Origin of the sequence: Ignatzschineria rhizosphaerae (assembly GCF_022655595.1) — a bacterium.
Classification (GTDB): domain Bacteria; phylum Pseudomonadota; class Gammaproteobacteria; order Cardiobacteriales; family Wohlfahrtiimonadaceae; genus Ignatzschineria; species Ignatzschineria rhizosphaerae.
The window spans coordinates 979,282-1,002,053 of sequence record NZ_CP093379.1 but is presented as its reverse complement, the minus strand read 5'-3'; the positions used below and the strand labels follow the sequence as shown (position 1 = coordinate 1,002,053).

Genomic DNA, 22,772 nt, shown 5'->3' with positions numbered 1-22,772 from the left:
GTGAATCACTATAGATTATCGCTTTAAGTAACCTTAAGTAGTGAAATGGTGTTTATCACTTTTCATTAAAATTTTGCAAGATTTCAGCGTTAAAGACCTTAAGACACTTCTAAGTATTAATAGTGCGGCGGTACTTCTTCATCAGCACTCCAAGCTTTCTCTTCACTGCTTGGCATCTCTTTGACTTTATCAATCAATTGCTGCGAAACTCTTACTAAGCGATCAAGCATCTCTTGTTGACGAATAATCGTCTGGTTGAGATTTTCTACCGTATATTCATGAAAGGCTTCTCGACTTTCAAGCTCCATGACTCTTGATGCTAAATCCTTAACTTGTGCTTCAAGCGTTAACTCTTTATCACTCATGACTTTTCTCTTATCTTTATGTTGTGAGCATTATATCGTGAAAATCTGCGACTCATAGCGCTTTATCTTTTAAAGCCCCAATAACTTATGAGACCCACAAACTCAATACGCAAAAAAGCCGAACTGATTAAAGTTCGGCTTTTAAAATTTGGAGCGGGAAACGAGACTCGAACTCGCGACCCCAACCTTGGCAAGGTTGTGCTCTACCAACTGAGCTATTCCCGCAGAAGATGTAGGCTATTATAGACCGATTTCTTATTCTGTCAACGCCATTAGTGACCAAATACTAACCATCTGCTAATACCCTTAATTAATCCCCTTAAAAATATTTTAGATAACACCACCGCTTAGATTCCCTTTTATAGCGCAAATATAAAAAAACCTGATTCTACTTTATGCGTTATTCTCTATACTGCTGAACAATAGCGCTTATAGTAAGTTATTAGCCTTTAAACATGGTAATCTTAATAATATTAAAAAAGCACTTATCATTATAAAAAATAAGAGGAAACCTCTATCATGTGTCAATTATTAGGAATGAATTGTAATACCCCCACCGATATTGTCTTCTCCTTTGAAGGCTTTCGTCGACGTGGTGGTGAAACTGATATTCATGTAGATGGTTTTGGTATCGCTTTCTTTGAAGGTAAAGGAATTCGAATTTATCAAGATGATCGCCCTTGCGCCTCTTCTCCTGTTGCAGACCTTGTAAAAGCATATCAAATCAAATCTAAAAATGTGATTTCCCACATTCGTAAAGCAACCCAAGGACATGTATCCCTTGCCAATACTCATCCCTTTATGCGTGAGCTGTGGGGTGAATATTGGCTCTTTGCTCATAATGGGCATTTAAATGATCCTAAAACACTTTTTAAAGAGAGCCAAGGGCAATATTATCGCCCTGTCGGTACAACAGATTCTGAACAGGCTTTTTGTTATATCCTAGAGCATCTTAGACAGCGATTTAATCATAAACCGACAAAGGAAGAGATTTTTAGAGAAATTCAGCAATTGACTGAAAAAATTAGAGAAGCGGGAATCTTTAACTTTATACTTAGTAATGGAGAATGGATGATTGCCCATTCTAGTACTCTATTACACTACATCATACGCCAAGCCCCTTTTGGTGAGGCAACCTTACTCGATGATGATGTCAATATCGACTTTGCCGCCGTAACAACTCCGAAAGATCGTGTCGCTGTTATTGCAACGCTGCCTTTAACCTCTAATGAAAATTGGCATCAATTTGCCACAAATGAGCTCTTAATGTTTGAAGAAGGCGCTGTTGTTTTACAAGATTGCAAAGATCCACAAGCTTTTATGAGTGTAAAAGATGCATTAGCCTTAGCATCTGCAGTCGGCGCTGCGGCTAGTAGCGTTATTTAATAAGGCTTATCAACATATAGTTGACTCGGTTTAAGAGACATTATTTTAAAATCAAAACAATGCAACATCTAAATCAAACTCACAAGCTCACTGGGATGATACCAATAGAATCGTTCTTGAGTTTCTCGTAACCGATGCGCCAGCAATCTGCTGATTCAGTCTCTTTTAAACCGATCTTGCTATAAATATTTATATTAAGGACTTTTAATTAGAACATGGGACAATCTGTAACACAGACACAATTTGTAAATCTTCGCGAGGAAGCATTTGATATCTATATAGGGCGAGGAAATCGTTATGGACAAAAGGGGCTTTATGGCAACCCCTATTATCGTAACGATCAAAACCGTGAGGCAGCCATTGCCAAATATGAACCCTATATTAAAGATAAGCTGATGCAAAATACAGCCTTTATGCTGACATTTTTAACGTTGAAAGATAAAGTTCTTGGCTGTTATTGCAAACCGAAACATTGTCATGGGGAAGTTTTAATCAGTATATTAAATTTTCTTTTTAGCCACTTTGATAGTGAGATAGAGACGCTAGCTATCAAGGCTAGTAATAATGAATCTCTTACAAAAGAGGAAACCCATACCCTACATGGTCAAGTGAACCTGCTATTGATGGAACATCAATACCTTAAAAAATCGCGTAGTTAGTTTAAGAAACACTATTTTAAAAGTAAAACTGTATAGCGTGAATCAAACTCTGACATGATGCCGGATAGAAACATACTTGCGCTTTTCATAACTGATGAATCGGCAATTTGATGCACCCCTTTTAAACCGATTTTATAGCTATTACGCATTAAATTCTGGCACGAACTGAAAAAGGCTTAAAACTGCTGACACGTAATTTCAGCAATAAAAAAAGCTCAGTAATGATTCATTACTGAGCTTTTAAAATTTTGGAGCGGGAAACGAGACTCGAACTCGCGACCCCAACCTTGGCAAGGTTGTGCTCTACCAACTGAGCTATTCCCGCAACAGGAAATAAATTATAGCGAATAAAATCATATAAGCAAAGTTTATTTAGCAATTGGTTAAAAACAGATCATCGCTCCTATAGGTCGCTTACTTATTCAGAGTTAACAAGCTCAAATCTCAATATTCAAAACAAATATCTAAGCGCTGTCTTAATGGAGCATTGAAATACTCATTGTCAATAATGAGTAATCACAAAAAAGCCTAACTAAAAAGTTAGACTTTTAAAATTTGGAGCGGGAAACGAGACTCGAACTCGCGACCCCAACCTTGGCAAGGTTGTGCTCTACCAACTGAGCTATTCCCGCAATAGGAGATGAATTATAGCGCTTTTTATAAGGTTGTCAACTAAGTTTATAAAGTGAGTAATGTTAGTACAACATAGATTCATCAAAATAACTTAACTCATTAAAAAATAAGGCCTTTTTATAGATAAACAGTAAAACCATTAAAAACTAAAATCAATTAGGCATTGTTAAAAGATACCTATCTTGCTCAACCAATGCCAATTATATTTAGCAATTATCTGCAAACTAATATAATATATTGCACTTTTATACTAAAAGATATTCTAAAACACCGTGATTTACCCTGCAGTTCTCGAGCCTTTGCTATATAGAAAACAACCTCTCGTAAATCCTCTGGTCTTAGAAATTATCTATCAACTAAAATGCATTTAGGAGGTTATTTTGACTGATACTATCGCAGTTCGAACTCATAAACGATTTAAAATGCCCAATCTCGGCTTTCAAATACTGATCGCTTTAGCGCTTGGAATCGTTGCCGGTATCATTTTACATGATCATGAGTCTAAGACATGGATTATCAATAATATTTTCTACCCTGCAGGGCAAATCCTTATCATCATGATAAAAATGATCGTGGTACCGATTGTTATCTCCACCTTAACGGTAGGTATCGCCGGCGGTGAAAATACCCGAGAACTTGGGAAAATGGGCTTAAAAACGATTGTCTATTTTGAAATCATCACAACCGTTGCCATTATTGTAGGAATTATTTCGGCGAATATCTTCCAACCTGGAAGCGGGCTTGATATTAACTCCCTCGTTGAATCTGATATCTCAAGTTATAGCCATACGATTGAAGAGATGTCTGATGCTAGCAGAAGCCCTTTTGTAACAACACTACTCTCCATTTTCCCAAGTAATGTTTTTGCGGCAATGTCTAACAATAATAGTATGCTTGCTGTGATCTTCTTCTCTGTGCTTTTTGGTTTAGGATTAGCTTCAATGCCGCTTGCACAAAAAACGCCGGTAATCCAAGTGCTTCAGGGTGTTTCTGGCGCAATGTTTAAGGTCACTAATATGATCATGCGTTATGCGCCTATTGGTGTTTTTGCCCTCATAGCAACAACGGTTGCAAACTTTGGGTATGAGTCGCTCTATCCTCTTTTAAAACTTGCACTTTTAGTTTACGGCACAATTATCTTCTTTGCCCTAGTTGTACTAGGATTTGTAGCATTTATCTGCGGCATTAATATCTTTACGCTTCTGAAGATTCTAAAAGATGAGTTAATTTTAGCGTATACCACCGCCAGTTCTGAAACAGTTCTCCCACGAATTATGGAGAAAATGGAGCGTTACGGCGCACCTTCAAGAGTAACAGGCTTTGTGATTCCTATTGGTTACTCATTTAACTTAGATGGCTCAACGCTCTATCAAAGTATTGCTGCAATCTTTCTTGCCCAAATTACTGGTGTTGATCTCTCAATTACTGATCAGATCATTTTAGTAATCACCTTAATGCTCACTTCTAAAGGGATCGCTGGCGTTCCTGGCGTCTCTATTGTAGTACTACTTGCCACCATTGGTACCGTCGGTATTCCGCTTGAAAGTGTGGCTTATATCATCGGGATTGATCGCATCTTAGATATGGCAAGAACGGCTCTTAATGTTGTCGGAAATGCGCTTGCGGCATTAGTGATCGCGAAATGGGAAGGCTGTTTTGATGCAGATAAAGCGGCTAACTACTTTAATGATAATCAAGATTTAGAGTAATGATGATCACTTTTTTAGATAAAGAATAATCTAAAGAAGCATTATAAAAATCAGTATCCAAAGCCACGATAAACTCGTGGCTTTTTCTTTACCTTATATGGAATGACCTACTTTGAAAGGCTTTATACTCTTTGAGTCTAGAAATTCTAGAAATATATAGAGATAAAGGAATAAAAAAAGCCTAACTAAAAAGTTAGGCTTTTAAAACTTGGAGCGGGAAACGAGACTCGAACTCGCGACCCCAACCTTGGCAAGGTTGTGCTCTACCAACTGAGCTATTCCCGCAGAAGATGTGACTATTATAGATTTTTTTTAAAATCTGTCAAACCAAAATCAGTACAATTAATAACCATTGCCGGCATCCTTATTTTTTGACAATTCCTTACAGCTAATTCGTACATTCTGCATTGACCACTATTGTAGATTATGCCAAGATGCTCTAAATTTTTCCGACTTATCAAATGCTAAGATTTATAAAAATCGGTATGATCTGTTATTATTCATCTTTATATAATAATGCGATCAATTAGATGATCTTGTGAAAACAATTAAAAGGGATAACTTATGCTACAAAGGTTCGCTCGAACAATCTGGACGCTAATATTACTAGTTACAATAACATTAGCACCTCCAACACTTCTGGCACAGTCTCTTTTTAATCAATCCCAAGGGCTTAATAACCCCACGCCAATAGGATTAGATCCCTCGACCCTTCTTCGCCCAACGCAAGCCTTTATTCCCACCATTCATGTAGAAGATGCGGAAAAAGGCGAGTTTATTCTAATGTGGGATATCAATCCGGATTACTATCTCTATAAAGATAAGATCTCTATTGCGCTTAAAAATAGTAATGGTGAGCTTGAAGAGATTATTCTTCCTAAGGGTAAAGATCATGAAGATGAGTTCTTTGGCGCCCAAGAGATCTATGATTCCTCACTTATCATTCCTTTTCAGATTCAAAATGCCAATAATATCAATACTGCCTATTTTGAAATTGAAGCCCAAGGTTGCGCTAAAAGTGGTTACTGCTTTGCACCTCAAGCTTACGAGCTAGAGGTTAAGGTTAATCCTGCTATTAATCCTGATAATGACATTTTAGCAATCAGTACTCCTAGTACAAATGATGCAATGCCGGAGATTATTGCAGAGCATGATCGTCTCTCACAATATTTAGCTGATAATCAATACTTAGCTATTCCTCTCTTTTTCTTCTTAGGATTACTCTTAACTTTCACACCATGTGTTTTACCCATGCTTCCTATTCTTTCAGGAATTTTAACGCGTAGCGGTCAGATTTCTCCTAAAAAAGGGTTCACGATCTCATTAGTCTATGTTCTCTCTATGGGACTTGTTTATACAATCGTCGGACTTCTAGCGGCTTACTTTGGAAAAGGGCTTGCGGGCTTTTTACAAAACGCTTATACACTTATTGGCTTTGGCTCACTCTTTATCTTATTATCCCTTGGAATGTTTGGCTTATACCAGATTCAAATGCCGGCATTTATTCAATCTCGTTTAAGTATTCTTAGCAATAAACAATCGGGGAAAAGTAGCTATTGGGGAACTGCGATTATGGGGATGCTCTCAGCACTTATTGTCGGCCCTTGTGTTACCGCACCATTAATAGGCATTATTACGCTTGTGGCACAATCTCAAAACTACTTCTTAGGGGGAGCTGCCCTCTTTAGTATGAGCATGGGGATGGGCGTACCGCTTCTTGTTCTTGGCGCATCATCTGGGCACCTTTTACCAAAAGTTGGGCCTTGGATGGATAAAATCAAAGTTCTATTTGGATTTATGCTCTTAGGGCTAGCTGCATACTTTATTGGTTTAACCCTCCCACTATATTGGGAGCAGATGATCTATGCCGCTGTTGCTTTTGCTAGCTTTATTTGGCTACTTGTTGCAATTATTGAGAGCCAAGGAAAAATTCGTCTCTTCTTTGGAGCATTGGCATTAGGAACCATACTCTTTGGCGTCCAATCCGTTAATGATTCAACAAGAGTGATTGAAACAGCAACATTTATGCCAGTTAAAGGGATTTCAGGATTAAATGAAGGGCTTGCTCAAAACAGTGGCAAAATTACGATGCTCGAATTTAATGCCGATTGGTGTGTTGCTTGTAAGGAGATGGAAAAGTATGTCTTTAGCGACCCACAAGTAAAGGCAAAAATGGCGGAGATGCACCTATTAGTCTCAGATGTCACTAAAAATGACGCGCAAGATCAGCGCCTACAAGAGCACTTTAATATCTTTGGTCCGCCGGCAATGCTCTTCTTTGACCAAGAAGGTAAAGAGATGCCTAACTTTAGAGTTATGGGAAGTGTGCCAAAAGAAGATTTCCTGCGTCACATCAATTACATCATTGATCATTACCAAAACTAATAAAGGTAAAATCAAAACTCAAAATTGAAATCATTGTGATATCAACCTACTAAACAATGACTCCACATAAAAAGGCTTCTATAACAGTAGAAGTCTTTTTTCTTTCATTAAATATTAATTATTTAGATTAAAGGTTGATTTTAAAAAACAAAAAAAGCCCCTTATCAATTATCATAAGGGGCTTTTGCGATTTGTGATGAAATTTAAGCGATAAATTTAGAATTACGCTAAGGTAATACGCTTAATTTTTGCCCCTAAATTTGTGAGCTTCTCTTCAATGGAATCATAACCGCGATCTAAATGATGAAGCGCGCCAATCGTTGTTGTTCCATCTGCCACCAATCCCGCTAAAATAAGCGCCGCTGATGCACGAAGATCCGTTGCTGTCACGCTTGCGCCTGAAAGCTTTGGAACGCCTTCAATAAAAGCGATACGATTATCGATCTTAATATCCGCCCCCATGCGTACAAGCTCGTTAGCATGCATGAAGCGATTTTCAAAAATCGTCTCCATAATAGTCGATGATCCTTCTGAAATCGCCGCCATCGCCATAAACTGCGCCTGCATATCCGTTGCGAAAAGTGGATATGGAGCCGTTTTAATACGAAGTGCTTTAAGCTTAGCAAGATCTGGATAAACGCGAATCTCACGATCGGTAACATCCACATGACAACCTGCTTGTCTTAATGAATAAGAAACCGCTTCAAGGTGCTCAGGGACACAATCTTCAATCACAATATCCCCAAAGGTCATTGCGCCGGCAACCATGTAGGTGCCAATCTCAATACGATCCGGCATCACACTATATTCACCACCAGAGAGTTTATCAACCCCCGTAATCGTCAAGCGATCGGTGCCAATCCCTTCAATTTTAGCGCCTAATTGATTAAGCATTAATGCTAAATCACTCACCTCTGGCTCTTTTGCGCAGTTATCTAAAATTGTTACACCGCTTGCTAATACAGCAGCCATAAGGACATTCTCAGCACCCGTTACGGTCACCACATCAAATGCATGATGATTGCCTTGTAATTTTTGCCCCTTACCCACCGTTGCGTGAACATAACCATTTTCAATTTTAATATCAGCGCCTAATGCTTCCATCCCTAAAAGATGCTGATCAACAGGACGACTCCCAATATTACAGCCACCAGGAAGTGATACTTCTGCTTCCCCAAATTTTGCTAAAATCGGTCCTAAAACTAAAATTGATGCTCGCATTTGGCTGACAAGATCATGATTTGCTCTTGTTTTATGAATACCTGAAGGATCAACCGTTACCCGATCGCCTTCCGTTGTAACTTTAGCCCCTAGATCTTCTAAAATCTTGCTTAAAACAATCACATCTTGCAGTTTAGGGACATTTTTTAAAGTCACAGGTTCACTGGCTAAAATCGTGGCTGCTAAAATTGGCAATACTGCATTTTTAGCACCACTAGCACGAACGGAACCTTTCAGTGCACCATTGCCCTCAACTAATAAACGTTCTTTACTAACCATCATTTACTCCATTCTGCTGGGGTATAGGTTTTCAGTGCTAACGCATGAATCTCTTCTGTTTCAAGACGATCGCCTAATGTCGCATAAACCATTTTATGTTGTTTAAGCATAGAGATACCTTCAAATTCAGGGCTAACAACAATGCCTTCAAAGTGAACACCATCTTCACCTTTAATCTCGATGAAATCACACTTTAAACCTGCTTGAATCAACTCTTGAACTTTCTCTTTTGTCATCATGGTTATAATATTCCTTACTCCAAATTGATTAATGCGTTACATATCTCTCTTGAGAATTTAATTTCAACTTTACTAAAATTGAACTCATTTTAGAAGATATACAACTTGGATGGTCTTAAAATTAGGATCAAGCATCTTCTTATTGTTTTGATCCGCGCTAATCTTAAGTATTTCATTTAACGTTGCCTATTATGCCATGATCTAGGAGAGATTTTTATATATTGCGCAATTTCCATCTGCGCTTTAACAAAGATCAAATATTATTGTATTTCTGCGACTATCTCATCTCTCCCTAAAGATAAAAACGCCTCTAGATATCTCTTCCATACTCGCAGTCATAACCACTATGTCATCCTTAATAAAACCGATTGATAGAATCCATTAACAGAGTGATTTTGCCCTTTAACGGCTCTTGCGCTTCTCATACTTTGCACTAGCAATCTGATTTAGTGGCTCTTAAATCAATTTTACTATAGTAATAATCTTCGCTGAACTTATATTAAATCTATCCTCAAAGAATGAGGCCTGAATTTATTTTCAATTGTCATAAAACCGTCACATACAATTTTTATACTTCTCTCATCTTCCAACACAACTTTGATGAGGATTAATATGAAACTTGGTAAAAAACAGCTGTTATCACTTGCCTTATTAGCATCACTTGGACTGACTAATGCTAATGCTGCAAAAGAGACTTTAACGGTTTATACAGCATTTGAAGTCGACCAGCTTAAAGAGTATCAACGAGCGTTTAATAAAGCGCATCCTGATATTGATCTACGTATCGTCCGAGATTCTACAGGCGTTATTGCCGCTAAACTTTTAGCAGAAAAAGATAACCCACAAGCCGATGTTGTTTGGGGTGTTGCAATTACTGGTCTTGGGGTTTTAAATGCCGAAGGTTTACTTAAACCTTACGCACCTTCCAATATTGCTAAAATTGATTCAAAATTCAAAGATCAACAAACACCGCCAAGATGGTGGGGCTTAGATGTTACAGGCGCCGTTATTTGCTTCAATACAGAGGAAGCCGCTAAGAAAAACCTTCCAGAACCTAAAACATGGAAAGATCTATTAAATCCTATCTATAAAGATCAAATCGTAATGCCTAATCCAAGCTCATCAGGTACGGGTTATCTTAATGTGATTGGTTGGATGAGTATGTTTGGTGAAAATGAGACTTGGGAATATATGGATGGCTTACATCAAAATGTTTCTCAATATACCCACTCTGGCTCAAAACCCTGCAATATGGCAGCAACCGGAGAATATCCTATTGGAATCTCCTTTGAATATCGCGGTCATTCTAATAAAAAGCGAGGAGCGCCCATTAATCTGATCTTCCCAGAAGAAGGCTTAGGTTGGGATGTTGAAGCTTTTGCCATTATGGAAGGTACAGATAATCTTGAAGCCGCCCAAAAGCTTGCAGATTGGGCATCTAGCACTGAAGCCATGAAACTTTATGCTAAAAACTTTGCCATTACAGGGGAACCTAATGTGGCGCCTCGCTTAGAAAATATCCCTGATGATTATGAAGCTCGTTTAGTTGCGATCGACTTTGATCAAGCGGCATTAGATCGTGGCAAAATTCTTGAAAAATGGAATAGCCGTTATGCCAATAAATCAGAAGCAAAATAGTCACAAAAAAGGATAAAATCATGAATAGGCCTTACTTAGAGCTCAACGGTATTCAAAAGCAATTTGGCAATTTTACCGCCCTTAATCATATCGATTTAACCTTAAACCAAGGAGAACTTGTCTGTTTTTTAGGTCCTTCTGGTTGCGGTAAAACAACCTTGCTACGAATCATTGCCGGACTTGAAACTCAAACAGAAGGCTCTATTTATCAAGATGGGCGTGATATTAGTCACGCCCCCATTGAAAAAAGGGATTATGGCATTGTCTTTCAATCTTATGCACTCTTCCCTAATCTCACCATTTTTCAGAACATTGCTTACGGACTTGTGAATCTTAAAGTCCCTAAAAAGAAGATTAAACAGCGTGTTACTGAGTTGTTAGAAACCGTTGGCTTATCGGGTAGCGAGAAAAAATATCCCGCCCAACTTTCAGGTGGGCAGCAGCAGCGTATAGCTCTCGCAAGAGCGCTTGCCACTTCTCCAAACCTTTTATTATTAGATGAACCATTATCAGCACTTGATGCAACAGTGCGTACTCACCTTCGTCAAGAGATCTGTTCATTACAGAAAAAACTTGGGATAACAACGATCATGGTAACGCACGATCAAGAAGAAGCACTCTCCATTGCTGATCGTATTGTCGTCATGAATCATGGAAAAATTGAGCAGATAGGCACGCCTTTTGAAGTCTATAGCAACCCCGTTTCCCCCTTTGTCGCAAGCTTTGTCGGTAGAGTGAATCAATTAAATGCAACCTGTATTGATTCACAAAAAATTCAATTAGGTACTCAAGAAATTACCATACCGGAAATGGACCTTACTCAAGGGGAATCTGTAACCGCCTTTATTCGCCCTGAAGATTATGAAATTATTCCTGAAGATAACATAGATACTAGCGCTTTTACCGGCATTGTGAAAAATATCGAATTTTTAGGAAGCCACTCCTTAATCACCTTCAATAGCCCCCAAAATAAAGAGCCTTTAATGCTGCTATTTTCTTTACAAGAAAACCTCACCCACCAAATAGCTATCGGCAAATCCCTACAGGTCCGTTTTCCTGAATCAAAAATGAATATCTTTAGGAGCGCTTAATTACATGTCTTTTACATTTTTTTCTAGAATCACCCTTAACAACACCATTATTGCGCTTTTAACATTTCTAATCTTAATCTTTTTCCTCCTCTTCTTAATTGCGCCCCTTGGAACTGTTTTTGAGAATCTTTTTATAGTTGATCCCGCCTTTTCCGGCAGTAGTACCTTTGATCGCTTAATCACCTATTTTCAGCAACCATCTCTCTTGAATAGTTTAAAAAATAGCTTATCAATAGCCTTTTTAGTCACCGTGATCATCATTCCTATTGCTTTTATTTTTGCCTATGGTTTAACCCGAAGCTGTATGCCATTTAAAGGTGTTCATCGGGCCATTTCTCTTATCCCCTTGCTTGCTCCTTCACTCTTATCGGCTATTTCCTTAATTTATTGGTTTGGAAATCAAGGGATTGCACTAAAGTTTTGGCAACTATTAGGATTTGATTCGATCTATGGAATGTCAGGCATTGTGCTTGCGGAGCTATTTGCCATCTTTCCGCATGTGTTAATGATTTTAACAACCACATTAACCATTGCAGATGCAAGATTATATGAAGCTGCGGATAGTATGGGAACAACGCCGCTTCGTAAATTTTTCACAATCACCTTACCAAGTTGCAAATATGGCATTATCTCGGCAGCAATGGTGGCTTTTACCCTAACAATTACCGATTTTGGAATTCCTAAAATTGTCGGGGGGAACTTTGATGTGCTTGCCACTGATGTTTTTCGTCTAATGATTGGGCAACAAGACTTTCAGCAAGGCGCGTTAGTTGCTTTATTACTCTTATTGCCGGCACTATTTACCTTCTCTATCGATCTTCTAATCCGCAAAAAACATGCCGCAACATTAACCGCCAAATCGGTCATATTAGTGCCTAAAAAATCCCTTAAATTTGATTATGCGATATTTAGCTTCTGCACCGTTATCAGTTTACTGATGTTAGCAATGCTCATCATGCCTATTTATGCCTCTTTTGTAAGTTTTTGGCCTTACAATTTAAGCTTAAGCTTTATTAATTATCACTCTATCTTAATAGAATCAGATCTTTTTCATACGGTCCTAAATACCATTACACTAGCAAGTTTAACGGCAATCTTTGGGATCATCATTATTTTCTTAGCCGCATGGTTAGTGGAGAAAACAGCTGGATTTCCAAGAGTCAAAGCATTTCTTCGCCTCTTTGCAATGCTACCAATGGCGATCCCGGGACTTGTGTTAGGTATTGGCTATATCCTCTTTTTTAATATGGTTGATAACCCCCTAAATGGTCTTTATCACACAATGACAATCTTAGTTGTCTGTACGATCATTCACTTTTTTAGTACGAGCTTTATCTCAACAGGGAGTGCCCTAAAGAGCATTGATAGTGAGTTTGAAGCAGTCGCAGCATCCCTTAAAACACCTGTTTTAAGAACCCTTTGGACTGTAACGCTCCCCATTTCAATTCCAACCCTCATTGATGTGGCTCGTTATCTTTTTATCAATGCGATGACGACTATTTCAGCGGTCATCTTTATCTACTCTCCTGAAACAGAGCTAGCGGCTGTTGCGATCCTTAATCTTGATGATGCCGGAGATGTCGGGGGCGCCACTGCCATGGCCGTTATTATTACTGCACTCTCTATTAGCGCCTTAATATTCTTTGTGCTCTTAGAAAAAGTAGTTTTACACCGAACGCAGCGCTGGAGAAATGCTTAAAGCGAGATGTTTAAAGTCAATCTCTTAAGATTACCCTAGACAACACTTCTTAGTAACTTCCCAAATTTCCAACCTAATACAAACTAAATAGATACCTAAAAGGAGTCTTTTATGAGCCGTGATAAAATATTACTAACCCCAGGACCTTTAACAACAACCCTTCGCACTAAGCTTGCAATGCTCAATGATTGGGGCTCTTGGGATGAGGATTTTAAAACAATTACTAAAAATCTTCGCCAATCCCTTTTGAAAATAATTAAAAATCAAGGGGATTATACTGTTGTTCCTATGCAAGGAAGTGGCACCTTTTCAGTGGAAGCGGCAATTGGTACGGTTGTTCCTAAAACGGGGCACCTATTAGTATTAGACAATGGCGCTTATTGCCGAAGAATGGCGACTATTAGTCAAAAACTTGGCATAAAAACAACGATACTCTCTTTTCCTGAGTCTGAAAAAGTAGCACTTAATCTCGTAGAAAAAGCTTTAAAAGATGACAAAAGTATTACTCATGTTGGATTAATTCATTGTGAAACAGGTACGGGTATTCTCAACCCCTTGCAAGAAATTAGTGATCTTTGCCAAGATAAAGGCGTCGGTCTAATTGTGGATGCGATGAGTTCTTTTGGAGCCTACCCCATTGAAGTCACCTCCTTACAATTTGATGCCCTCATTGCAGCAAGCGGGAAATGTTTAGAGGGAGTTCCGGGAATGGGCTTTGTCTTCTTGCGTAAAGCAATCATCGAAGGATGTGAGCATCATAGTCCTTCCATTTCACTCGATCTTTATGATCAATATTATTACATGGAAAAAACAGGACAATGGCGCTTTACACCACCAACACATGTTGTTGTAGCTCTTTATGAAGCCCTTTTACAGTTCTTTGAGGAAGGCGGACAACCTGCGCGTTTAGCACGTTATGAAGCAAATTCTAAACTCCTACTTGAGGGAATGAAAAAAGTAGGAATTAAGCCCTTTTTAAAAGAAGAGGATCTATCGGCGATAATCATTACTTTCTTAGCCCCTACTGCTACAAAGTACAGTTTTAAAACCCTTTATGAAGTCACAAAAGCAGAAGGATTTATGCTCTATCCCGGCAAGCTTACAGAGATAGAGACTTTCCGTGTTGGCTCAATCGGCGCTATTAACGCTTTAGAGATGAGACAAGCCATTAACGCCATTACTTATGCTTTAGATGATATGGCTATTTAAGTATTATCGGTGGTTAAAGTTGAGTAAATTTTAACCACCATAATGATTCATCTTAAGTAAATTATCGATCTTGACTGATAAAAATCTATAAAAAAGTATTCTTTAATTAAGCCTGAGATTACAGCTTGTTAGCTGATTATTATCAATGGAAACTGCTTTTTCAGGCTATTCATAACCCTTTAATAACCCGCATCTTGTTAGGCTTAACATCTAATAATCTAGCCTATCCTCATGATTTTGAGCTCTATATTTGCTACCATTAAATGTCTTTGTATCAAAAACGATTTTAAAATAGAGAGCTTATGTTTAATAAAAAAATCGCCTTCGGCACCCTTATTAGCGCCTTTTTAATCCTCCTTGCAACGACTTTTGCAGCGGCAAATACGATTAATAATCCTTCCCCCTCGATAGAGTGCTGTGATGTTTTGGAATCTACTGAAAACTCTATAGAAGATATTCAATCAAAAATCGCAGCGTTAAAAATAGAACTCAATGATGCTGTCACAGCAGAGACAAAATCGGAGATTGAAGATCGTATTAACCAACTGCAAGCTCGCTTAACACAATCTCGCACCGAGTTTGAAAAATATGCTTTAGGTGGCGTTGATATTAATTTTTTAACAAAAACAGGTAATGAGGAAGAGCTCAATTATGATTGGCAAGCAGAGCTCTTACAAATTGTTCAACCTGTTTTTTCTGAAATTCAACGTTTAACAAAAGCAACCCGTGAAAAAGAAGATATTAATCGTGAGCTCACTTTAACAAAAGAGAAAATCGCAACTCTTGAAAAAGGGCTTGCCTACCTTAATACCATTCCCAAAGAATCTTTAAGCCCTACATTAACCAAAAAACTTGAGACAATTAATAATAATTGGAGCTCTTTCTTAAAAGATTTAGTACGTGACCGAGATCATTATCAAAATCTTTTAGATGCAATGACGACCGATGAAACCTTCCTTCAATCTCTTAAAAATGGGATTGTTGATTTTCTAAAAGGTCGTGGTCTTATCTTATTAGTCTCTTTTGCAACATTTTTTGCTGTACTCTATATCCTGACTAAAGGGATGGATTTCATCTTACAGCGCCGACATAACCGTCAAAAAGGCCAGCAAAAAGTTAATCTTCGCGCACGTTTATTACTGCTCATTTACCGAATTATCTCTGTCATCACCTCTGTTGTTGCCTTCTTAATTGTTGTGCATTCAATGGGTGATATGGTGCTCTTTGGTATTGCGATCTTAATTTTATTAGCGCTTATCTTTGCCTTTAGAAATTACGTTCCCAAATATTTCTCAGAAATTCGTCTCTTTTTAAACTTAGGGTCAGCAAGACAAGGGGAACGCGTGATCTATCGTGGTGTTCCATGGATCATTGAACGAATCACGCTTTATACAGCAACGCTCTATAACCCTTCACTAGATAATGGCCGAATCCGTTTAATGCTGCCTGAACTTGAAACCTTAACTTCTCGTCCATTTAATAATGATGAGATCTGGTTCCCGGCAAAAGTAGGCGATAGTTTCATTCTTCCTAACGGTACTTTTGGAGAAGTTAAACGTCAAACCCCCGAGTCTGTCTATCTAAACTCATTTAATAGTACAATTATCTACCCAACTGCTGACTTTATCGCAGGAGCGCCTACTAATCTCTCTTATGGCTATTACGCTGTTGCTGACTTTGGCCTCTCCTATAAACATTTTGATACCCCTGTTGATGAGATTTTCAGCAAGCTTAAAGCTTATATCACAGAATTTTTATCTAATACTGCACTTCATGATCAATACAACTCTCTAAGCGTTGAATTTCGTAAAATTAATGAAGGGATGTCCTTAGTCTATACGGTGATTGTTGCAATGAAGGGATCATCTGCAGCTTACTACTTCCAATCTGGGCGTTTATTACAAGAAGCTTGTTTACGCTGCGCACAAAAAGAGGGCTGGAGTATGCCATTTACTAATATTGAGATGCGAGATAATCAAAATCAAGTTATTACCGGTAAAAACTAAGCTGGCTTAAAACTTTATTCAATTAGTTATTATAAAACATTAAAAGCGCCTTCATCTTCATGTAAGGCGCTTTTTTCATCCACTAAAATTTATTAATAAGTATTGATACTATCTTAATAATCTTTCGAATCATCCCAAGTATTAACGATTTGTGGTGAAACTCGGCAATAAGTAATACCATCTCTCAATTCAAGTTTTCCCCCAGCTTGGGTGCACTGCTGTTCATTGAGATTCTCATTTTTTGCTCGATTGTTTATTTCGGCTCTTCTGATACCTTGCTCGGTTAAGTCAAAATTACATCCCGCCAGAACCACAGCAAACATTGCCGTATATAGCATTTTTTTATTCAAAAACATCTATTATTACTCCTAATATAATTCACTCACAATAAAGGCATTGAAAATTATCATATCATCATGAATAATATATTTAAAATATTAATACTATATTTTATAGCCTATGTCATATAATCAAACAGCCCATTACTTCATAAAATTCGTAATATTCTAATATTTTGTTTTTAAAAGAAAGTTAAGATACCCGCCATTACTACTGACAACGATATATAATCATCAAATGCTGTTTAAAGCATCCCTACATGATTCATGACACCATAAAAAAAGCGTTACAAAATATGTAACGCTGTTAAATTATTACTCCTAAATTGTAGGATTTTATCGCGTTGTTTACAGTATTAGGAGAAAATACTGTTATGAATATCCATCGAAAAACAAAATTAACGCCGTTTCATCGAGAAGAGATTTGGCGATTACATCATCAAGAAAAATTTACCGTAACCTATCTAGCTGAGCGTTTTATGGTAAGCAGACCTACGATCTATAAAGTACTAAAACAAGGTAGATTGAACTTGTTTGTGCCATTAGCTAGTAAAAATGAACGTTATAGAACAATTAAGTATAGCATTAAACGTCTTGCAAAGATTGAAAAATCTATTGAAGAGAAACTTAAAAAGAGGGCTAAACGTTATAACAAAAACTATCCTGGCGAGATGGTCCATGTGGATACTAAACGGCTCCCTCTTTTAAAAGGGGATCTTAAAAATCGCACTAGAGAGTATTTATTTGTAGGAATTGATGATTTTTCAAGAGAACTTTATGCCGGTATTTATCCTGATAAATCACAGTTTAGTGCTGCTGAATTTCTTCGATGGGATCTGTTAGAACAGTGTCCCTATACTGTAGAATGCACCTATTCGGATAATGGTCGTGAGTATAAAGGTACATCAGAACATGCCTTTGTCGAAATGTGTCTAACACATAAGATTAATCAAAAGTTTACAAAGCCAGCTTGCCCTCAAACGAATGGAAAAGCAGAAAGAGTCATTCGAACACTCATGGAAATGTGGCATAATCAGGAAGAGTTTATCAGTTCAGATGATCGGAAAAAGAAGCTAAAACGATTTTTAAACTATTACAACACAGTAAAACCTCATAAGGGTATTAATGGTTTAACGCCTTATGAAGTTTTAGAAAATTATTTTAACACTGAAGTGTAAACAACCCGCCGATTTCTAACACCTAAATGATTATCTACTATTTGATAATCGGTGGAACTCCCTCAAATTGCACTAATTTTTCAATGTTTTTAGCAATATTAAAGATCGTCTTTTCATCAAAAGCATCTCCGATAATCTGCATTCCCACTGGTAATCCATCTACTAAACCAATTGGCATGCTGAGCGCCGGCAATCCTGTTAAATTACTTGGTCCTGTCATTCGAATCGTATTATTAAGCACATCTTCTTCTTTGCCATTAATCATTACAAGATCACTACCAATATCGTTAGGCAAGGAAGGTAACGTCGGAGCAATAAGCACATCAATCTCTTCAAACACCTTCGTAAATTCTGCTTTTAGTTCACTACGAAGTTGCTGTGCTTGAAGGTAGTCTACTGAATCAAAGAGTAACCCTAATTCAAACAACATACGGATATCTTCACCATAATGGTTAGGATCTTTCTTTAGCTGCTCATAATGAATCGCGCTTGCTTCTGATAAACTTGTCGCAAGTTCCACATATTCAGAGTAACGTAGCGCTGGAATTTTCACCTTCTTCACTACTGCGCCATTTGCCTCAAGCTTTGCTAAGAGCTCCCGAATCATCGCTTCAATAGGGGCATCCACATCTTTAAAGAAATAATCTTCTTCAATACCGATCACTCTGCCCGCTAATGGTGAATCAATACCGGCAAGATAGTCAATGGTGTCAATTTTTTTAGAAACAGGGTCACGAGAATCAAATCCAGCAATCGCTTGCAACACAATGGCGGCATCTTCTACCGTTTTGGTCATAGGTCCAATATGATCTAGTGTCCACGCTAGTGGGAAGCAGCCATATTTAGGCACTAATCCATGGGTGGGTTTTAACCCGACAATACCGCACGCAGATGAGGGAATACGAATAGATCCAGCAGTGTCTGTTCCTAAACTAACAGGCGTTAATCCCGCAGAAACAGCCGCTCCCGTTCCACCACTTGAACCTCCTGGGATTTTACTTAAATTCCAAGGGTTTTTAACAGGACCAAAGTGTGGACTATTATTGGTGATGCCCCACGCATATTCATGCATGTTCAATTTTCCAATCAACACAACACCGGCATTTTTAAGATTTTCAACAACAGAAGCATCATCCTCAGAGACAAAGTTTTCATGATACTTTGAAGCCATCGTCGTGACTTCATTGCCTACATAGATATTATCTTTAATTGCCATGGGGATTCCGTGTAGTAAGCCACGATAATTCCCAGCAAGAATCTCCGCATCCATTTTTGCAGCATCTGCTAATGCTTTTTCATCACGAAAGGAGATATAAGCATTAAGTGTTGGGTTTAATTCATGTGAATGATCTAAAAACAGCTTAGTTAGTTCAACAGAAGTCAGTTCTCGCGATTGAATCTTTTTTGCAAGTTCACTAACGGGTAAAAAAAGTATGGGATTGCTCATAAAAGCCTCCTAAAAATAGAAAAAGATGATTTCAATGCTTTACATTTACTGCTACTCAACGTGATTTTTACCTGCCGTATTCACAAGGCAAATAGAGGCATCTGCCAGATTCTTAGAATCAATGCCAGCTCGTAGTTGTTCAATAGCTTTCCAGCGCATTTCTACTTCTTTCTCAGTATTAGGGTTAACATTTACCTGTTTTTGAGCAAGTCTCTCTTTAATGGAATAACTCATACATTCCTCCTGATTATCATTGTTATCAATCGCCATATGGCTTTCTTCAATCTAATTGATATCAACTTACAATGCAAAAACTATACATTTAAATATAAGGTTAAGTGATTTAAAAACAGTAAGTTATATTAATAAATTAAGAGAGATTTATGAGGCTACTCTCAATATTTCACAAATTAAAACGAGAAATATAGACAATCTATTATCAAAAATGGCACTGAAAGAGATCTTTTAATACAAAGAAGATATCGGCTAAAAAACCATCAAAGCAGCGAGCATTCCTGCATAAATCATCAAATATTCGTATAATACCTCTCATTTATTATTAGAAAAATCACGCCCTCAAAAGGCTGTTGCATCATAGGAATATTGACAAACCAATGGCTCGTAAAAGAAAACCTAAAAATATTTTTGAACAGCTAGCAAATGAGCTCTTTAAAAAGAAAAATCCTCTCTATTGGCTAATAGGCACCATATTGCTCATCGCTTCTGCCTATTTATCCCAATTTGACCTCGATATTTTAGGCAAAAATCAACCTGAACTTGCGGTAGAAGGACAAACATTTAACCAAGCGAAAGCTCGTTTAACAGAGATCTATAAAGCAAACCCTGCACAGAAAGAGTTTTATTGTGGTTGTGATTTTTCATGGAAAGGCAAGCGAGGAGAAGTCGATCTTCAAAGCTGTGGTTATACTATTCGTAAAAATGCCGAGCGTGCTAATCGTATAGAATGGGAACATGTGATGCCCGCTTATGCCTTTGGTAACCAGTTGCAATGTTGGCAAAAAGGCGGACGAGAAAATTGTAAAACTCAACCTGATTACAGTGAGTTTTTTAATGTCATGGAGGGGGATATGCATAATTTACAGCCCGCTATTGGAGAGATCAATGGCGATCGCTCGAACTTTCGTTTTAGTGAATTTACTAAACGCTTTAATCAATATGGCCAATGCCAATTTGCAACAGATTTTAAAAATCGCCAAGTTCAACCGCGAAATGAAGTAAAAGGCATGATTGCTCGTACGTATCTTTATATGGTCGGTCGTTATCAACTCTCAATCTCGAATCGTGAACAAAATCTCATGAATAACTGGAATGAAAAATATCCTCCAAAAAAATGGGAATGTGAGCGCAATGAGATGATTCGTGAAATTCAAGGTAATGATAATCCCTATATCACATCACAATGTGATGCTTTATTGATTTAATCTTGATTGATTAAGCTGTTATAGTCGATTCACTTTAAGAAACACTATTTTAAAAGTAAAACAGGACAAAGTATAAATTAAATTAGCTTGCACAGTGCCGAATAGAACGATTCTTGCGCTTCTCATAATCGATACACTGGCAATCTTATTTCGTCACTTTTATACCTATTTATCTATACTAATTTTATCAATAACAACCTCAGTATTTATCACTTTAATAAATTATTATTCATAAAAGGACTTCATGCCACATCTTATTATTGAAATCTCTGATCAAACACTATTTTCAGAGCCTGATAACCTCTTACTTGCGCTTAATAAGACCCTTCTTCTAAGTCAAGAATTTGAAGCCCATGACATCAAAAGTAGACTCTATATTGCAGATAATAGCTTAGTGGGAATAGATAAAAACTCTCATGCTTTTATCTCGATAACTTTAAAAATTATGCCGGGAAGATCCCCAGTAATAAAGCAGCAACTTATCGATGGGTTAATTACCACAACCAATCAATTATTAGATAAATCCCATCCTCAAACAATTGAGATTACCGTTGAAGTCATTGAACTAAACAGACCAGAATACCGAAAATTTATGGTTAATTAGTACTGTTTAGCCGATTTGGTGTAAGAAACACTATAAGTATAAGTAGTTAAAGTCACTTCAATAAAAAAGGTAGCCTCTCTTAGCTACCTTCTATTTTCAACTTTTGAGCCGACCTATCTTATAGATCTAAGCTACTTAACTACTTAACCGTTGCTGTAAACCCAATATCATCAATAGCATCAATAATTGCTGCTTCATTGATGCTATTGGCAACAAATTCAACCGTTGCTGTTTTATCATCAATACTCGTTGATACCGATTCAATGCCTGCTAACGCTTTTAAAGCATCTTCAATACTAGAGGTGCAGTGACCACAGCTAATCTCAGGAATACTAAATGTGACAGTTTTCATAGATAACTCCTAACTCAATACTGATTCAATTTTTCTTTGGTATTGATTCTTAAAAACCTAAACGTCTTTAGTATTTCTAAGAACTCTTTATCGCGATTGAAGATATCATACTTTACGCTTAGATTGATTACAAGAGTAGTTGAATTTAATTTATTCCTTAAGCCAATAATTCATTTGCTAAAAAATCACTATCTGCCAATAAAAAAGCCATTAATAATGCCCCTAAAGCTTGATAAAAGTCCGTTTTGCAATTTGTAATTCTTGCTAAGCGATTATTCCATGATGGTATCCACATTAATATCCCATTATCGACAAATGATTTTTGTGCCAAATACTCATTATGCAGATAACTTTGCGTATCAACTTCCTTTTTGATCTCTTTATGTAATTGCTCGCACCACTTATGCATTAATGATAAATAGATCGCTAAATGATCTGAAGGCTCTTTAAAGCTCTCTAAAATTGCCAATCCACTTTTAGAGAGTAACTCTCGCATTTTTCGCTCTGCTTCAGAATACATCATGCCTTCCTCATTAAGATAAAGGGATGCATATGGCATTGCTCCACTTGCTTCATCTAAAAGAAAACAGGCAGCAAAATCCGCTTTAAGTTCTAATGCTGGATTTTCTAAACTTGCTAATTGCGCTATGGCTTCTTTAAACCGATCGACTTCAATCGAGAGACCGATCTCCCCAAAAAGATTAAACATCGTATTTAGCGCACCATCTTGGTAGATCTTTATTATCTCTTTATCTAACTCTTGAGAAAACATCTGCGCAAACCATTGGTAGGTTTCTGCGCGTAATTTAGCAATTAAGGCGGCTTCATTGGCAAGTTTTTTCATAGCACTCATTCTTATTTTCCTACTTAGCTCTATTATCTTTCATCATAA

At 37.5% G+C, this 22,772-nt stretch carries 20 protein-coding genes and 4 tRNA genes; 12 read left to right on the top strand and 12 right to left on the bottom strand.

Translation table 11 applies throughout. The annotated features are described in order from the left end of the window. Positions 1–116 precede the first annotated feature (116 nt). Both MMG00_RS04345 and MMG00_RS04340 read right to left on the bottom strand, forming a co-directional pair. Complete coding sequence (locus MMG00_RS04345; protein WP_242151914.1) at positions 117–365, bottom strand: SlyX family protein; 249 nt, start codon at positions 363–365, stop codon at positions 117–119. A 149-nt stretch (positions 366–514) separates the two neighbouring features. Continuing rightward, positions 515–590, bottom strand: a tRNA-Gly gene (locus MMG00_RS04340). 294 nt (positions 591–884) lie between these two features. Between MMG00_RS04340 and MMG00_RS04335 the strand changes: the two genes are divergently transcribed. Then, positions 885–1,751 carry a class II glutamine amidotransferase gene (locus tag MMG00_RS04335; protein WP_242151911.1) on the top strand — a complete coding sequence of 289 codons (867 nt, stop codon included), beginning with the start codon at positions 885–887 and terminating at the stop codon, positions 1,749–1,751. 215 nt (positions 1,752–1,966) lie between these two features. Continuing rightward, entirely contained in the window at positions 1,967–2,410 is a 444-nt protein-coding gene (locus tag MMG00_RS04330; protein WP_242151909.1) for a DUF4326 domain-containing protein, read from the top strand. Positions 2,411–2,659: 249 nt separating this feature from the next. On the opposite strand, the gene MMG00_RS04325 is transcribed toward MMG00_RS04330, so the two are convergent. Both MMG00_RS04325 and MMG00_RS04320 read right to left on the bottom strand, forming a co-directional pair. Continuing rightward, positions 2,660–2,735: transfer RNA gene (locus MMG00_RS04325), tRNA-Gly, on the bottom strand. Between the two features lie 231 nt (positions 2,736–2,966). Then, positions 2,967–3,042, bottom strand: a tRNA-Gly gene (locus MMG00_RS04320). Between the two features lie 423 nt (positions 3,043–3,465). Between MMG00_RS04320 and gltP the strand changes: the two genes are divergently transcribed. Then, the gene (gene gltP / locus MMG00_RS04315) at positions 3,466–4,752 is read left to right on the top strand and encodes a glutamate/aspartate:proton symporter GltP (protein ID WP_242153296.1); all 1,287 of its coding nucleotides are present in this window, start codon (positions 3,466–3,468) and stop codon (positions 4,750–4,752) included. 209 nt (positions 4,753–4,961) lie between these two features. Here gltP and MMG00_RS04310 read toward each other — a convergent pair. Beyond that, positions 4,962–5,037: transfer RNA gene (locus tag MMG00_RS04310), tRNA-Gly, on the bottom strand. 279 nt (positions 5,038–5,316) lie between these two features. Here MMG00_RS04310 and dsbD point away from each other — a divergent pair. After that, positions 5,317–7,137 carry a protein-disulfide reductase DsbD gene (gene dsbD, locus MMG00_RS04305; protein ID WP_242151906.1) on the top strand — a complete coding sequence of 607 codons (1,821 nt, stop codon included), beginning with the start codon at positions 5,317–5,319 and terminating at the stop codon, positions 7,135–7,137. A 222-nt stretch (positions 7,138–7,359) separates the two neighbouring features. Here dsbD and murA read toward each other — a convergent pair whose 3' ends face one another. Continuing rightward, complete coding sequence (gene murA / locus MMG00_RS04300; protein WP_242153293.1) at positions 7,360–8,637, bottom strand: UDP-N-acetylglucosamine 1-carboxyvinyltransferase; 1,278 nt, start codon at positions 8,635–8,637, stop codon at positions 7,360–7,362. Further along, positions 8,637–8,876, bottom strand: a complete 240-nt coding sequence (locus MMG00_RS04295) for a BolA family protein (protein ID WP_242151903.1) — start codon at positions 8,874–8,876, stop codon at positions 8,637–8,639. Before MMG00_RS04295 ends, murA begins: the two co-directional genes overlap by 1 nt. Positions 8,877–9,488: 612 nt before the next feature. On the opposite strand from MMG00_RS04295, the gene MMG00_RS04290 reads away from it, so the two are divergent. The 5 genes from MMG00_RS04290 to MMG00_RS04270 all read left to right on the top strand — a co-directional run bounded on the left by MMG00_RS04290 (position 9,489) and on the right by MMG00_RS04270 (position 16,519). Further along, complete coding sequence (locus MMG00_RS04290; RefSeq protein ID WP_242151899.1) at positions 9,489–10,514, top strand: putative 2-aminoethylphosphonate ABC transporter substrate-binding protein; 1,026 nt, start codon at positions 9,489–9,491, stop codon at positions 10,512–10,514. A gap of 20 nt (positions 10,515–10,534) precedes the next feature. After that, a complete protein-coding gene (locus MMG00_RS04285) occupies positions 10,535–11,605 on the top strand; it encodes a putative 2-aminoethylphosphonate ABC transporter ATP-binding protein (RefSeq protein WP_242151894.1) in 1,071 nt (356 codons plus the stop codon). A 4-nt stretch (positions 11,606–11,609) separates the two neighbouring features. Continuing rightward, positions 11,610–13,304 (top strand): putative 2-aminoethylphosphonate ABC transporter permease subunit, encoded by a 1,695-nt coding sequence (locus MMG00_RS04280; RefSeq protein ID WP_242151890.1) that lies wholly within the window; start codon positions 11,610–11,612, stop codon positions 13,302–13,304. Between the two features lie 111 nt (positions 13,305–13,415). Next, complete coding sequence (locus MMG00_RS04275) at positions 13,416–14,513, top strand: 2-aminoethylphosphonate--pyruvate transaminase (protein ID WP_242151887.1); 1,098 nt, start codon at positions 13,416–13,418, stop codon at positions 14,511–14,513. Positions 14,514–14,815: 302 nt separating this feature from the next. After that, positions 14,816–16,519: a coiled-coil domain-containing protein gene (locus tag MMG00_RS04270; protein ID WP_242151884.1), complete on the top strand. Its 1,704-nt coding sequence runs from the start codon at positions 14,816–14,818 to the stop codon at positions 16,517–16,519. A gap of 113 nt (positions 16,520–16,632) precedes the next feature. Here MMG00_RS04270 and MMG00_RS04265 read toward each other — a convergent pair whose 3' ends face one another. Beyond that, positions 16,633–16,875 carry a lipoprotein gene (locus MMG00_RS04265; protein WP_242151879.1) on the bottom strand — a complete coding sequence of 81 codons (243 nt, stop codon included), beginning with the start codon at positions 16,873–16,875 and terminating at the stop codon, positions 16,633–16,635. A 356-nt stretch (positions 16,876–17,231) separates the two neighbouring features. Between MMG00_RS04265 and MMG00_RS04260 the strand changes: the two genes are divergently transcribed. After that, positions 17,232–18,035 carry an integrase core domain-containing protein gene (locus MMG00_RS04260; protein ID WP_432805935.1) on the top strand — a complete coding sequence of 268 codons (804 nt, stop codon included), beginning with the start codon at positions 17,232–17,234 and terminating at the stop codon, positions 18,033–18,035. 37 nt (positions 18,036–18,072) lie between these two features. Here the strand turns inward: MMG00_RS04260 and MMG00_RS04255 are convergent, their stop codons facing one another. Together MMG00_RS04255 and MMG00_RS04250 are read right to left on the bottom strand one after the other, a co-directional pair. Then, on the bottom strand, positions 18,073–19,482 hold the full coding sequence (locus MMG00_RS04255) for an amidase (protein ID WP_242151874.1): 1,410 nt from the start codon (positions 19,480–19,482) through the stop codon (positions 18,073–18,075). Between the two features lie 51 nt (positions 19,483–19,533). Then, on the bottom strand, positions 19,534–19,716 hold the full coding sequence (locus MMG00_RS04250) for a hypothetical protein (RefSeq protein WP_242151871.1): 183 nt from the start codon (positions 19,714–19,716) through the stop codon (positions 19,534–19,536). Between the two features lie 380 nt (positions 19,717–20,096). Here MMG00_RS04250 and MMG00_RS04245 point away from each other — a divergent pair, with 380 nt between their 5' ends. Together MMG00_RS04245 and MMG00_RS04240 are read left to right on the top strand one after the other, a co-directional pair. Continuing rightward, positions 20,097–20,924 (top strand): endonuclease, encoded by an 828-nt coding sequence (locus tag MMG00_RS04245; RefSeq protein WP_242151868.1) that lies wholly within the window; start codon positions 20,097–20,099, stop codon positions 20,922–20,924. Between the two features lie 244 nt (positions 20,925–21,168). Further along, positions 21,169–21,528: a 5-carboxymethyl-2-hydroxymuconate Delta-isomerase gene (locus MMG00_RS04240; RefSeq protein ID WP_242151865.1), complete on the top strand. Its 360-nt coding sequence runs from the start codon at positions 21,169–21,171 to the stop codon at positions 21,526–21,528. Positions 21,529–21,667: 139 nt separating this feature from the next. Here the strand turns inward: MMG00_RS04240 and MMG00_RS04235 are convergent, their stop codons facing one another. Beyond that, positions 21,668–21,880 carry a heavy-metal-associated domain-containing protein gene (locus MMG00_RS04235; RefSeq protein WP_242151863.1) on the bottom strand — a complete coding sequence of 71 codons (213 nt, stop codon included), beginning with the start codon at positions 21,878–21,880 and terminating at the stop codon, positions 21,668–21,670. Between the two features lie 157 nt (positions 21,881–22,037). Continuing rightward, a complete protein-coding gene (gene torD, locus MMG00_RS04230; RefSeq protein WP_242151860.1) occupies positions 22,038–22,733 on the bottom strand; it encodes a molecular chaperone TorD in 696 nt (231 codons plus the stop codon). Positions 22,734–22,772: the final 39 nt, after the last annotated feature.